This window comes from Nitrosomonas sp. Nm132, assembly GCF_900100485.1.
Lineage (GTDB): Bacteria > Pseudomonadota > Gammaproteobacteria > Burkholderiales > Nitrosomonadaceae > Nitrosomonas.
The window spans coordinates 55,610-68,818 of record NZ_FNDH01000007.1; the positions used below are offsets into that span (position 1 = coordinate 55,610).

Annotated in this window: 11 protein-coding genes; 9 read left to right on the top strand and 2 right to left on the bottom strand. The window is 49.5% G+C overall.

Translation table 11 applies throughout. The features are described from left to right. Window positions 1-10 precede the first annotated feature (10 nt). The 9 genes from BLP80_RS04410 (at window position 11) to BLP80_RS04450 (ending at window position 10,511) form a co-directional block, all read left to right on the top strand. Window positions 11-2,782, top strand: coding sequence for an MGH1-like glycoside hydrolase domain-containing protein (locus tag BLP80_RS04410; protein ID WP_090540528.1), 2,772 nt, complete (start codon window positions 11-13; stop codon window positions 2,780-2,782). After that, window positions 2,779-4,257 carry an alpha-amylase family protein gene (locus BLP80_RS04415; protein ID WP_090540529.1) on the top strand — a complete coding sequence of 493 codons (1,479 nt, stop codon included), beginning with the start codon at window positions 2,779-2,781 and terminating at the stop codon, window positions 4,255-4,257. The genes BLP80_RS04410 and BLP80_RS04415 overlap by 4 nt, the downstream gene beginning before the upstream one ends. 90 nt (window positions 4,258-4,347) lie before the next feature. Then, on the top strand, window positions 4,348-4,746 hold the full coding sequence (locus tag BLP80_RS04420; RefSeq protein WP_090540531.1) for a SemiSWEET family sugar transporter: 399 nt from the start codon (window positions 4,348-4,350) through the stop codon (window positions 4,744-4,746). A gap of 333 nt (window positions 4,747-5,079) precedes the next feature. Then, the gene (locus tag BLP80_RS04425) at window positions 5,080-5,730 is read left to right on the top strand and encodes a hypothetical protein (RefSeq protein ID WP_143002227.1); all 651 of its coding nucleotides are present in this window, start codon (window positions 5,080-5,082) and stop codon (window positions 5,728-5,730) included. Between the two features lie 127 nt (window positions 5,731-5,857). After that, a complete protein-coding gene (locus tag BLP80_RS04430) occupies window positions 5,858-6,379 on the top strand; it encodes a hypothetical protein (protein WP_090540535.1) in 522 nt (173 codons plus the stop codon). Between the two features lie 516 nt (window positions 6,380-6,895). Next, window positions 6,896-7,735 carry a glycosyltransferase family 2 protein gene (locus tag BLP80_RS04435; RefSeq protein WP_090540537.1) on the top strand — a complete coding sequence of 280 codons (840 nt, stop codon included), beginning with the start codon at window positions 6,896-6,898 and terminating at the stop codon, window positions 7,733-7,735. A 2-nt stretch (window positions 7,736-7,737) separates the two neighbouring features. Continuing rightward, entirely contained in the window at window positions 7,738-8,706 is a 969-nt protein-coding gene (locus BLP80_RS04440) for an NAD(P)-dependent oxidoreductase (protein ID WP_090540538.1), read from the top strand. 2 nt (window positions 8,707-8,708) lie between these two features. Continuing rightward, entirely contained in the window at window positions 8,709-9,545 is an 837-nt protein-coding gene (locus BLP80_RS04445) for an aldolase/citrate lyase family protein (protein WP_090540539.1), read from the top strand. Window positions 9,546-9,719: 174 nt separating this feature from the next. Then, window positions 9,720-10,511 (top strand): glycosyltransferase family 2 protein, encoded by a 792-nt coding sequence (locus tag BLP80_RS04450; protein ID WP_090540541.1) that lies wholly within the window; start codon window positions 9,720-9,722, stop codon window positions 10,509-10,511. A gap of 99 nt (window positions 10,512-10,610) precedes the next feature. Here BLP80_RS04450 and BLP80_RS04455 read toward each other — a convergent pair whose 3' ends face one another. Both BLP80_RS04455 and BLP80_RS04460 read right to left on the bottom strand, forming a co-directional pair. Further along, window positions 10,611-11,984 (bottom strand): hypothetical protein, encoded by a 1,374-nt coding sequence (locus BLP80_RS04455; RefSeq protein ID WP_218120381.1) that lies wholly within the window; start codon window positions 11,982-11,984, stop codon window positions 10,611-10,613. After that, window positions 11,962-13,068, bottom strand: coding sequence for an Lnb N-terminal periplasmic domain-containing protein (locus BLP80_RS04460; protein ID WP_218120382.1), 1,107 nt, complete (start codon window positions 13,066-13,068; stop codon window positions 11,962-11,964). The genes BLP80_RS04455 and BLP80_RS04460 overlap by 23 nt, the downstream gene beginning before the upstream one ends. Window positions 13,069-13,209 lie beyond the last annotated feature (141 nt).

Below are 13,209 nucleotides of genomic sequence, written 5' to 3' on the forward strand. Positions count from 1 at the left end.
GGAGGATCAAATGTCAATTCCGGAAAGTAATATAGAAAAGAAGCGACTCGATGAATGTAGCAGGTATAGCCGAACAGGTGGGGCTGAAGGCATGCCATGGAAGAAATGGGGGCCCTATCTCTCGGAGCGCCAATGGGGTACTGTACGCGAGGATTACAGCGAAGGAGGGGATGCTTGGAATTTCTTCACTCACGATCAAGCCCGTTCACGCGCCTACCGCTGGGGAGAGGACGGCATCGCCGGCATTTCTGATGACGAGCAGCAACTCTGCTTCAGCCTGGCCCTGTGGAACGGCAAGGATCCTATTCTCAAGGAGAGGCTGTTCGGATTGACCAACAGCGAAGGCAACCACGGCGAAGATGTGAAAGAATACTACTTCTATCTCGACAGCACGCCGACGCACTCTTACATGAAGTATCTCTACAAGTATCCCCAAACGGCCTATCCTTACGTCGATCTGGTGGAGACGAATCGACGGCGTTCGCGGAATGAGTTCGAGTACGAATTGCTCGACACGGGTGTTTTCAATGACAATCGTTACTTCGACGTCTTCGTGGAGTATGCCAAAGCCGGTCCGGAAGACATGCTGGTGAAGATCACGGCAACCAACCGGGGACCGGAAGCGGCTGAGTTGCACCTCCTGCCGACACTGTGGTTTCGCAACGATTGGTCGTCGTGGATTGCCGAATCCAACAGATCACCCGAGAAACCCAATCTCAAGCAGATCAAGGAAGCGAAAGACACGAGCGCGGTTACAGCAACGCATCCGTTGCTGGGTGAATTCATCCTTTCCTGCGAAGGCGAGGTGCCGCTGCTCTTCACCGATAACGTAACGAACAACGATCGGCTCTTTCCTGGGTATCCGAACGAGGGTCCGTACGTCAAGGACGGCATCAATGATTATGTGGTGCAGGGTCGACAAGAAGCGGTCAATCCTGGCAAGCAGGGTACCAAGGTTGCGGCGCATTACCAGGTCAATATTGGCGCCGGTCAGACCACAATGATTCGCCTGCGGCTCTCCAGGAACTCTCCTGAGCAGAAGAACAAATCCTTTGGCAAGGATTTTGACAGAGTCTTTGACGATAGGCTCCAGGAAGCCGATGAGTTTTACCAGTCCGTGACGCCGCCATCAGTGAGTAAAGATACGGCCAACGTGATGCGCCAAGCCATCGCCGGCATGCTCTGGAGCAAGCAGTTCTTCTTCTTCGACGGTTACAACTGGCTGAGCGAGCACAACTCTAATCCTCTGCATACCGGATATCGAAATGCCCGGAACACGGAGTGGTTCCACATGTTGAACAAGGACGTCATCTCCATGCCTGACAAGTGGGAGTATCCGTGGTATGCAGCCTGGGACCTGGCCTTCCACACGCTCCCGATCTCGATCGTCGATCCCGACTTCGCCAAGGATCAGCTGAAACTGATGCTCAAGGGCGTCTACCTGCATCCTAGCGGCCAGATGCCTGCCTATGAATGGAACTTTAGCGATGTGAACCCACCGGTGCACGCCTTTGCCACCCTGTTCCTGCATCGCACTGAGTTGGCTCTGGACGGGGAGACCGACATGGAGTTCCTAAAAATGGCGTTCAACAAGCTGCTGCTGAACTTCACCTGGTGGGTGAACCGCAAGGATCGTTTTGGTAAGAACGTGTTCGAGGGAGGCTTCCTCGGCCTCGATAACATTGGCGTGTTCGATCGTAGCGCTCCACTGCCCACCGGCGGCCACCTGGAGCAGGCAGACGGTACCGCCTGGATGGCTTTTTTCAGCCAGAACATGGTAGAACTCGCGATTGAACTTGCTGCTCACGACTCCAATTATGAGGACATGGTACTCAAATTTACCGAACACTTCTTCTATATTGCTGCAGCCATGAACCGGCCCGGTCAGGAGGGGATGTGGGACGAGGAGGATGGCTTTTACTACGATCTGCTGCGGCTCCCCGACGGCAGCGCCACGCGGCTCAAGGTGCGCTCGATGGTAGGGCTGCTGCCACTGTGCGCCACAACTGTCATCGAAGAGTGGCAGCGAAAGCGCATCCCGCAGATGATGGCCCTCATAGGGGAACGCCTGCGCCGAATTCCCGAACTCAAGAATACCATTCACCCTACCGGCCCTGGGCATTTCGGCGTGGCGGACCGAGGAATCATGGCTATGGTCAACCCGGAGCGGCTGCGCCGGATCCTGTCGAAAATGCTTGATGAGAATGAGTTTCTGAGTTCCTACGGCATCCGCTCGCTCTCCAAGTTCCACGAGCAGCATCCGTATGTCTTCCACGTGAGCGGTCAGGAGTATCGCGTGGATTACCTGCCGGCGGAGTCGAACACGGGGATGTTCGGCGGCAATTCCAACTGGCGCGGCCCGATCTGGATGCCGGTGAACGTGATGATCATCCGGGCGCTGCTGAACTTCTATCTGTACTACGGCGATAACTTCAAAATCGAGTGCCCCACGGGATCGGGGAGAATGATGAACCTCTTCGAGGTTTCCAAGGAGATCGCCGATCGGCTCAGCCAGATCTTTTTGCGCGACGAACACGGCCAACGCCCTGTGTATGGCGGCAATGAGATGTTCCAGAACGACCCGCACTGGCGCGACTACATCCTGTTCTATGAATACTTCCACGGCGACAACGGTGCCGGATTGGGTGCGAGCCATCAGACCGGTTGGACTGGGTGTGTGGCAAAACTCATCCAACTGTTCGGCTTCCTGGATGCCAAGCGGGTTCTGGAAGGGGGTAAGCAGGTTGCGTTCACAAAGGCTGCCGAAGGAAGTAACGTATGAATACCTGGCCGAAGTACCCGCTGATCTATGAGATCAATACCTGGGTGTGGTTGAGTGAGTTGAGCAGGATACACGGGAAGCCCGTGACCCTGGCCACGGTTCCCGATCAAGAATGGGATGCGCTTGCCGCGTTCCACTTTGATGCGGTCTGGTTCATGGGCGTATGGGAGCGGAGTCCTGCCGGCATCGCCATTTCGATGCGAAACGAAGGGCTGCTTGCGGATTTCCGCCGGGCTCTTCCCGATTTTGCGCCAGAGGACAATGTCGGTTCACCTTATTGCGTGCGGCGCTACGTCGTGGATGCCCATCTGGGAGGCCCGGAGGGGCTTGCCGCTGCCAGAGAGAAGCTGGCCAAGAGGGGGGTGCGACTGATCCTGGATTTCGTCCCGAATCACGTGGCGCCGGATCATCCCTGGGTCATGGAGCATCCGGGTTATTTCATCCAGGGCAACAGTGATGATCTGGCACAGAAGCCGGGAGAATTTTTCGAGGCCGGCGGCAAGGTCCTGGCGCTGGGGAGAGATCCGTTCTTTGCGCCCTGGCCTGATGTGGTGCAGTTCAACGGCTTTCATCCGGGATTGCGCCAGGCGATCATCGAGACTGTGGGATCGATTGCCGGGCAATGCGACGGCATGCGCTGCGATATGGCGATGCTGCTTATGACGCCCATCTTCGAGCGCACCTGGGGCTCCCGCGCCGGGCCGCGTCCTGAGAAAGAATACTGGTCGGAGGTGATCCAAGGGGTGCGACAGCGTTACCCCGATGTCCTCTTCATGGCTGAAGCTTACTGGGACAAGGAATGGGAGCTTCAGCAACAAGGCTTCGACTATTGCTACGACAAACGTCTTTATGACCGCCTTGAGCATGGTTCGGCCGAGAGCGTGCGCCTGCATCTCTGTGCTGATCTGCCCTACCAGGAGAAGCTCGTTCGCTTCATCGAGAACCACGATGAACCGCGCGCCGCTGCGACGTTTACTGAACAGAAGGCGCAGGCGGCTGCGGTGACGTTTGCAACGCTACCCGGTGCCAGACTGTTTCACGAAGGGCAATTCGAGGGACGCCGCGTGAGACTCCCGGTGTTCCTGCGCCGCCGTCCCGATGAAACTCCGGACCAGAATCTTCAGCAGTTCTACCACTCTCTTCTTGAAACCCTTCGCAGCAAAGGCTTCAGGGACGGGGAGTGGAGACTGTGTGAGCGGATCGGTTGGCCGGACAATGACAGTTTTTCGAACGTGGTCGCCTGGTGCTGGCAGAAAGAGGCTGATCGCCACCTGATCGTCATCAATCTTTCAGCGAGCCGTTCCCAGGCGCAAGTTAGGCTGCCATGGGGTGATCTTGCGGGCTGTTTCTGGCGGTTGACTGATCTGCTACAGAAAACGGTGTTTGATCGGGCGGGTGATGAACTTCAAACATCGGGTCTGCACGTGGATCTGGAGCCGTGGGGTTGTCACGTTCTTCACTGCGAGAGCCGTTGATCAAACAGGATTCAGGTAACGGTGATAACGATAGGAGGTTTTGAGGGAATGGTATGAGCTGATTGGCAGTCACCTAAAACGGAGGTAAACATGGTTTCTCTTAAGAGTATTCGGTTGTTTTGTATCTTTTTCAGCACGTTCATGCTTGCGGGCTGTGGGGAATTAGCCATTCACGATGTGAATAGTCTATTATTCCCCGGTTTTTATAGGTCTGAAGTCGTCGGTTTTGTGGCGGGATTAGGCACGACCTTTGCCGCCCTGCCGGATTTGATCGGGATGCTCAGGCGGAGATCAAGCAAAGGCATAAATCCGAGGATGGCTGCCATTATGGGCACTTTCCAAATCCTGTGGGTTTACTACGGCTTGCTGATTCTTTCAAGGCCCGTGATTCTTTGGAATACCATCGCGGTGATAACCAATTTCTTCGTGGTGGGCGCCTATTTTTACTTTGCCCGCAGAGAAAATATGGGCCAAAGTGAATCAAGTTAGCGAATAAGATTGGATTGCGCGAGCGAAGCGGTGCCACAATTTGAACCGGTTGTTGGGCCAGCCCGGTTCCGTGGAGCCTTATTTTCAACTAACGGTAGAAATGGGGAGCCTGAAAGACGCAAAAGAATCAATCTGCTTGTGGTTCTGGTCTATTGAAAGCTAACAAACGGATAAAGTCCATTCATGGAATTACAACAATCTGCATTCATCCGTGCAGGAGGCATTGGTAATATGACTCACCCCTTTTTTTTGCGGACAGAGATCAGGGTAGCAGGACTTGTCCTTCTCATCCTTTTCATAACAGGGTGTGAAAGTCTTCAGCCCAGGTGGACGGTGCGCACCACGTCGACACTGTTTTCTTCTCCATCGGATCTGGCAAGCCTGGAACAGGAAGCGGTGGCACTGTTCACGCCCTTGGCACCGGCGCCCCTCCTTCGGGGGGATGAAGCAGGATTGGGCCTTTACCTTGCTGAATCCATCAAGAAAGTCGCCCCAGCTTGGAAGATTATAGACGAACAGCAAACGATCGGTCTGATCAACCGTCACGGCCTGAGAGAAGAATATACGCGCTTGCGCCAGGGTGCTGATCAGAGCCATATACTGGATCGAGAGCTGCTTCAAAAAATCGGAAAGAGTATCGGAGCACGGTACGTGCTTCAGCCCCGGGTGGCATATATTTCACAAACCATGACGAACCGTTTGGAAGCGCCGGTCGCGCCATTCCTGATCTTGCAGACTCGTTCTGCCGTCATGAGACTTTCCCTGCAACTGTGGGACACCGTGAGCGGCGAACCCATTTGGTCCTCTGCGGCTGAATCTGCCGTGCTAAACGAAACAGCGAGCCTGGATCCCATGTTTATTAAAGATGCTGCACGAGCCGCGTTCGGTAGTATGTTAACCGACTTGTTGACCAGAAAAACATCGTCGAAATATACTCGTCTGGATCAATTTCTGGACAATTTGACCCACGAGAAGAACGAATGAGATATGTAGGACGGGAGTGTATGGGGATCGGCTAGCATGGGGCGCGCATTGCGTGGTTTCTGCTGACGCATAACACGACCGCCACTCGATAGATGCGGAAGTCTCAAGCAACGGTTGAGGAGACGCCATGACACACGCTGGAAAGAAAATTCTTCTTGCCATGGTCTGGGTCACGGCGCTTTCGGTCCCTTCTCATGGGAAGGCGTTCTGCGATCTTGAATCGATGACATTCCAATCGAAGGTGTTTCAGGCTGGCCCCGTGACACTTGCGCAGGGTGAGTATCGCGCATCCGCCGCGCCAGAGTCTGCGTCCGAAGTGGTGGTGAAGCTTACCGATAAACGAGCCTTCGGAATGCTGAACGGCAAATCAGTGGGTGCAATCATGGTGGTAACGACCCTGGACGGAACGGGTACGTTCTATGAGCTGGCATTGTTAATTGAAAGCGCTCAAGGCTGGACGAATACTGACACAGTTCTTCTGGGTGACCGAGTCAAGGTGCATTCGGTGGCAATCGAACGTGACCGCGTTGCAGTTGCGATGACGACGCACGGCCCGCAAGATCCGATGTGCTGCCCGACGCTGGAGATAATAAAACACTTTGCCGTTCAGAATGACCGGCTAGTCGCACCTAGCCCGAATATTTCATAAATTGGCTTATAAAATATTCGGGCTAGACAGGGGGCAGGTTATGCAGACCTTGGTCCCATGCAGCTTTGCAAGCTTTTTAAAAAGAAACCTAAATTTACTCGTATCTAGTATAGTCTCGTAAATGCCGCTACATTAGCTCGTGCCTGTTTTTGCTATGTAGCCTGAATATTTCATAAATTGGCACGTGCCCTCACTTGTCTTTTGATTAATAAGAAAGATTTTGCTCAGTCGGATGTATGAATCACTACACCCCTCTTTCTCAAAACTTCCCTATTAATCAAAATCCTGCGTGATCATCACGCGAATTTATGAAATATTCGGGGTAGCGTGGCGTCCTTTTATCATATATGCAATGTGGATGCGGATTCATGTTCCGTTTGATGGAGGGAGGTATCGATTTCATTGAGTCAAGGCATTTGTGTGACGCTCCACTGGCATGATCGTATAGTGAGATCAAGATCATAGTGTGAGTGTACTTCCAATTAATTCGGATGCGCTATCTGGAGTTCAAGATATATGATTGTTCATATTTATTCGCTCTGCTGGAATGAGGAAAGAATGCTTCCTTATTACTTTCGGCACTATGACGCCATTGCCGATCGCTTTTTCATTTTTGACGACGCTTCTACGGATGCGTCCCTTGATATTTTAGGCAAGCAACCAAAGGTTGAAATCGACCGCTTTCACAAGCAATCTAATTCATTAGTGGCAAGCGCTACTGTCTTTAATGACAATATTTGGAAACGAAGCCGCAACAAAGCAGACTGGGTAATCCTTTGTAGTATGGATGAGCACCTTTATCATGCTAATTTACTCCGCTATCTCAAACAGTGCCAGGATGCTGGAATCACCGCTATTCCAGCAGAGGGTTATCAGATGGTTTCAGATTCCTTCCCGGACGCTGCCGGACGATTATGCGATCTGATTACTCGCGGCATGCGCTATAAGAAGATGGATAAACTTTGCATATTTAATCCTGATGCCATCGAAGAGACTAATTTTATTCCAGGTCGACATAGAGCCAGTCCAACCGGCCGGGTGGTGCTTCCTGAAAAAAGAGATCTCAAGTTACTCCACTACAAATATCTTGGACTTGATTATCTTGTTACACGCTATGCGGAACTCCGCACAGGATTGAGTCAGGTAGACATCGAAAAAAAGTGGGGGCATCAGTACCTTTTAGATAAGGAAAAAATTGAAAAAGAATTCCTGGCTGTTCAGGAGGCTTCTTCTGAAATACCGCTTTCAACAGTATCGTCCCAAGTAAAAGCGATGGGAAGAATTGAATTTCAACTCCGCAAATTCCTGGAAAGATATACAGAGCTTCGGCGTATTCTTAAAAAATCGAGCAAATAGAAATGAGCAAGCTTTTACTTATGTACAGTAATCTACGGCCTTCTCAGGAGCATATCGAGCGGTTAAAAGCGCTGCGCGAAGATATGGAAGTGGTTGTTGCTGATTCAGAAGAGATTGCCGTTCGCCATGCTGCCGATACTGAGATCATCCTGGGGCACCGTTATTTGCGCCAAACACTTCCTCATGTGCGATGCCTGAAATGGATTCAAAGTACTGCGGCCGGACCGCATCATTTGCTATCTTCTGACTTACGCAGGGTTAATCCCATACTAACCCGTTGTACTGCTTTCTCGGATATCGTTGCATGGCATGCCTTTACACTGGCGCTAACCATGGTGCGACGTATCCCCGAGGCGATTAAGGCCCAGCAACAAGGCATATGGGCGCATTCGCCTTTCAATATGCTGCCAATTCCTCAAACCGCTATGGTTTTCGGTGTGGGTTGTATCGGAAGAGAATTGGCCAGGATTCTCCGTAGAAATGGATTAACAGTCCTTGGTGTGACGAGAAAGTATTCTCCTGAAGCAAAGGCTGTCTGCGATGAATTATTTTGCGCCAATAACAACTGGCGTGAACATTTACGTCGTGCGGATCTCTGCTTTATTACGCTGCCATTGACCAAAGATACCCACCATCTTTTTGATGAAACTATTTTGCGAGCACTTCCCCAGCATGCTGTACTGATTAACATTGGCCGAGGTGGAGTGGTTGATACCGATGCGCTGGTTAGCATACTGCGGGAAGGGCGTCTGGGAGGTGCTGCACTTGATGTCATTGACCCTATTCCTTCTTCTTCGGCCGACCCAATCTGGGCTACACCCCACCTGCTTATTACGCCCAAGGTGGCAGTATTTCATCCGGAATACCAAAAGAAACTGGAAGCATTTATTGAAAATCAGGTTAGAAGCTATTTGAAAGGCGAAGCACTGCTGGATATGATTACTCTGGATGATTTGGCTGGAGGGGGCTGAGGATGAGTTACGGAAATGATTTTGTATTGACACTTTTTACCAATGATAGTGAATTGGCTAGCCGCGCTGATGCGGCAGGAATCAACCGCATTGGCCTTGATCTTGAAATGCTGGGTAAAGCTGAACGGCAGCAGCATTTGAATACCTGGATTTCTGATCATAAGGAAGAGCAGCTACTCGCTTTGCGGCAGACCCTGAAGAAAGCTAAACTTTTTGTGCGAACCAACCCACCCCATCCCGGCTTGCGTGATGAAATCGATCGTTACATTGAGGTTGGCGCAGAAGTGCTCATGCTCCCAATGTTCCGTACCGCTGAAGAAGCCGCAGATTTCATTAGCTATGTTGATGGTCGAGCAGAAGTTTCGCTACTGATCGAAACAGCCGCCGCCGCCGTGCGTATTGATGATATTGTGCGGCTTAAAGGAATTGATGAGATTCATATTGGACTGAACGATTTGCATCTTGATCTTGGTTTGAAGAGTCACTTCGAACTCCTGCGCTACCAATTTATGAATACCCTTTCAGACATCGTTCATAGCGCAGGTTTTCCTTTTGGTTTTGGTGGCATTGGTCGGGTAAAAGATGATCGCCTGCCTATTCCATCTGACCTCATCTACGCCCAATATCCACGTTTGAGGGCTGACCGGGCGCTCGTATCCAGAGTTTTTACCTCTCCAGACTATACTTGTCTTGATCTAACCCGAGAAGTTGCGGCTTTCCGCAACCGTATGGATGAGTGGTATGAACGCCCGCAGCAGGACCTGATGGAAGCATGGGACAAGCTTTGGGTAGCGGCAAGTACTATTCAAACTAATAAAAAATTAGGCAAAAAATTTTAATTGAGAGGTGACGTTGCTGATCGAGATGTTTCATGCAGGAAATAGCCTATACTGTGGCATTTTTCAAGCCCATAATAATCCGCGAAATTCTTCTGAAAAATGAAAAGACTCCGGACTGATTCCGGAGTGAATTTTCTACACTTAACACAATAAAGTCTATAAAAACACCATATTATGAAAATAGGAATTGTCCTGGCTTACCACAATTTTGTGAACAAATTCATATTGCCATGTTTAAATTCTATAGTTGATCACATTAAGTGTGAAAAATTCGTCTGTGTATTCGATAACGAATCCAGCCATAAAGACAATTTTAAAGTTGCAGATTTTTGTAATGCCAGAAATGACTTTCGCTATATTCGGATAGATGATCAAAATAAAAATGGTGGCTTGACGGGTGCCTGGAATAAAGGAGTCGATTTATGTATTCAAAACGACTGCGAAATTATTTTTATCATGAATGATGATATTTTAATTAATGAAACATGGGAGCACTTTGTTTCGTCCCTCATTGCTGATGATGTTATTTATGGACCTATCACAAATAATCCTGGTCATGCCTGGGTTAACAAGAGCAGGCGTTGGACATTCAATCATCTTTTTCATCAAAGTGAGAAAAAACAATATTCTCATGACGGCAGAAGTAGAAATGAAAATCCAATAAAAGTCGGGTTTGTTAATGGTTTTTGCTTTGGGTGTACGGCAAAAACATTTATCAACAATAGATATGACGATAAACATTACTTCAATCCAGCGTTTCCTTTTGAAGGGAATGAAACCGAATTTCAAATAAGGTTATTTAACCTAAAGCCAACTAACGACAATCAACAGAATAAGAGAATTTTAAATTCATTATCCGCTCATGACAGGGCAATAGTTGTCCCAAGATGTTATGTTGATCATTATAAAAATCACGCCTGGAGAACACAGGGAGGTGGCAGGTATGCCAAGGAGCAATTTACTTGATATTCAGCAGCGTGCTGTGACGCCATACCGGATTTTCAATTTTTCTGGAAATTGTATATTTTGAGTATAACGATGACGTGTTCTTGCAATAGCAATCACTTACTTGGTTATTTTGGTAAATTCACACCTTTCTTTAATAAGCGGGGATGTATTGGGATTGCCGATCCCATTGGCAATCAGTGCGACCACCCGTTCATCATTGGTATAGCCCACATGGGCTTCCAGCGGATTAGCAAGACCCTGAACATCAAACGCATTAATGATTTTGGCCACATTGATAGTGACATTGGTGATGCTCGGGCATAATCTGGAATCGAGATATTTCTCACTGAAACCCCTGGATATTCCATAACTTAATAGATCATTGGGATCACTAAAGGCGATAATGGATGTTTCACTAAGCATGCGCTGATTGTAATGCGCGCCTTCAGGTTCGCAATACGCTGCTTCCTGCCCAACCACCTCGGGAAGCTCTCTGCCTAATTGCAGTACCGGGAGCTGATTAGATAACATGAAAACAGGGATGTGTTTGTTTCGGAGTACTTCCATTGCTTTGGTAGAGGCTGCGGTCTTAAGTTTCTGCTGGTCTTCTGGTAGTAAACTAAAATACTTTTCCGGGTTTTCCAACATATCGGCAATACGCTGGAAACCATCAATCGTGATACGACTACCTAGGCTATGTGAGATAACAACATAATCATCATGGCTTAATTTGTCGATGTGCTCATCGCCCAAGCCTTGGCACACATGTTTTCCATCCTTAGGGAGATCCTGCCAATATTGTGTTGCCATCCAACAGAATGACTGGCCAAATGCCGCCAGGATAAGTTGCCTGCTTTTTCCTAAATAAATAATGGGATCTGGCGTGGTGTCATTGCTGAATTTTTTTAGCGCGCTGTTAATTCTGGCTCTCCGGAACTCGTGTTCTCCAGAATTATCGAAAGCTAGCAATGCTTTTTCTGGTCGGGAAATTTCCGACCAGGTGAGTTCGTAAAAGGTAAGTTTCTTACTCGCATCTTCATTCAGCAGGCGCGTTATGCGCAAATTACCAAGGCTTTGGTCGGGAAACAATGGAGCGGCCAAAGTGATATTCTTGGAATCTCCCGAACGACTGTTCAAGTTTAATGCCTTAGCTAATTTTTCCAAAAATTCAGTGGAATAACCTGGAATATGATCGCCTACACCATGTACCATCAGGACTTTGGTCTCTCCCTCTTTTTTGCCCAGCCCTGGTTCAATCCCTGCAAAAGGTTTACCTTGCACTTGACATATTCGGGTATCTTCACTTTCAGCTTTTTCCAGGAGGGCTTGCGTCACCCCTTTACTGATGCTGGCGCAACCTGATAAAAAAATGGCGATTGAGAGAAAGATAATTAACCCTATAATCTTTATGCTTGAATGGTAAGCGTTTATCATCATGGTTTTATGAGTTAAGCGGTGATTTCTGGACTCAGTGCGTTGCTGGAGCGCCATTTCTAAACTCCTCTCGAATACGACGTGAAAAATCCGCGGTATCATCAGCTGTCTGCGCGCGGGCATTGATATGAGACTTCTGTTGTAATTCAGAAAAAGATAAATCGCCGGCATCCAAGCGACCGTATTCATATAACAGTTCCGGTACATAACCACTTGTCAGAATTTTCCAGCTAAATGGCGGATGCGTCGGATTGACGCGAGTGTTCAGCCATATGCTCGTCGTGCAGTTGGTCGTCAGGGTGTTGTAAAACTCGGGTTGGGTCTTTAGTGCATTGATTTTGCGCATATACTCAAGGAACAACCGGCGACCATTCTCGATCGATCCGGAGATCCTGTAAATATAAACATCCTCCGGTGGATCATGACGATAGTTGGTGCGCAACCGTATTATGTCGCGTTCATCGGCCACTACGTAGATAAGTTCATATTGCCGGAAGAAACCCTTGATGGAGGAATAATCCTCGCCTTTCTCCTTGCGTGTTTCGATGGAAATGGCGAGGTTGCCGCCACCCGTAAAGGCGAAGCTCAAGAATATATGTGCAATGGCTGGCCCCATCCAATAGGAAGCGACCATATCTACTGCCTCCAGTTCGCGCAAGTCGAAGTGTTTGTCGTAGTAGGCGGGCGTGTAATCAGTTTCACTGCGGTAATCGAAGTTGCGAATGTTGTGCACGGTAATCAAGTTGCCTTCGATCGTAGCGTACGGCAGCACCGCGACGTCCATTTGCCAGTCTCGCTCATTGGATGGTTCAATGCTGAGCCACCATACTAATAGCACTGTGAATAGCGCGAAGTAACCGGCAATAGCTTGCCAGCGCCAACGGCGAGAGCCCAATGCAATCAACGCTGCGAGCGATACACCCGCAAATGCTGCGGCCAGAATATTGCGCACCATATCGCTGGATGGCCCTGAAAAAATGAGGGCGAGCACACCCCATCCGCCAGCCGTTATCGTCAGCAAACTGAGCAACACTAGGCCCGCAATGTGGGTAAATCGAATCCGCGGGCTCTTCATGAGGAGAAGCCTGCCGGCCTGATATTGCTTCCAAGGTCGCCGCTGCAAGCAGAGTGGAAGCAACATGACAAGTTTGTTCGTTGAGTGAAGACCACGTTCATATCTGAGCCTCCCTTATTGCAACATATCGTCGCCACTGGAATGATCAGGCGCCGAAAAGCGCTAGTGCTGCCGCCATAGTGTTCCCACAACGTCAGCGACTCGGCT

Coding starts and splice junctions, on each gene's coding strand:
- BLP80_RS04455 (WP_218120381.1), bottom strand. CDS start 11,984: ATGGCGCTCCAGCAACGCACTGAGTCCAGAAATCACCGCTTAACTCAT.
- BLP80_RS04420 (WP_090540531.1), top strand. CDS start 4,348: ATGGTTTCTCTTAAGAGTATTCGGTTGTTTTGTATCTTTTTCAGCACG.
- BLP80_RS04435 (WP_090540537.1), top strand. CDS start 6,896: ATGATTGTTCATATTTATTCGCTCTGCTGGAATGAGGAAAGAATGCTT.
- BLP80_RS04430 (WP_090540535.1), top strand. CDS start 5,858: ATGACACACGCTGGAAAGAAAATTCTTCTTGCCATGGTCTGGGTCACG.
- BLP80_RS04460 (WP_218120382.1), bottom strand. CDS start 13,068: ATGTTGCTTCCACTCTGCTTGCAGCGGCGACCTTGGAAGCAATATCAG.
- BLP80_RS04410 (WP_090540528.1), top strand. CDS start 11: ATGTCAATTCCGGAAAGTAATATAGAAAAGAAGCGACTCGATGAATGT.
- BLP80_RS04415 (WP_090540529.1), top strand. CDS start 2,779: ATGAATACCTGGCCGAAGTACCCGCTGATCTATGAGATCAATACCTGG.
- BLP80_RS04445 (WP_090540539.1), top strand. CDS start 8,709: ATGAGTTACGGAAATGATTTTGTATTGACACTTTTTACCAATGATAGT.
- BLP80_RS04450 (WP_090540541.1), top strand. CDS start 9,720: ATGAAAATAGGAATTGTCCTGGCTTACCACAATTTTGTGAACAAATTC.
- BLP80_RS04440 (WP_090540538.1), top strand. CDS start 7,738: ATGAGCAAGCTTTTACTTATGTACAGTAATCTACGGCCTTCTCAGGAG.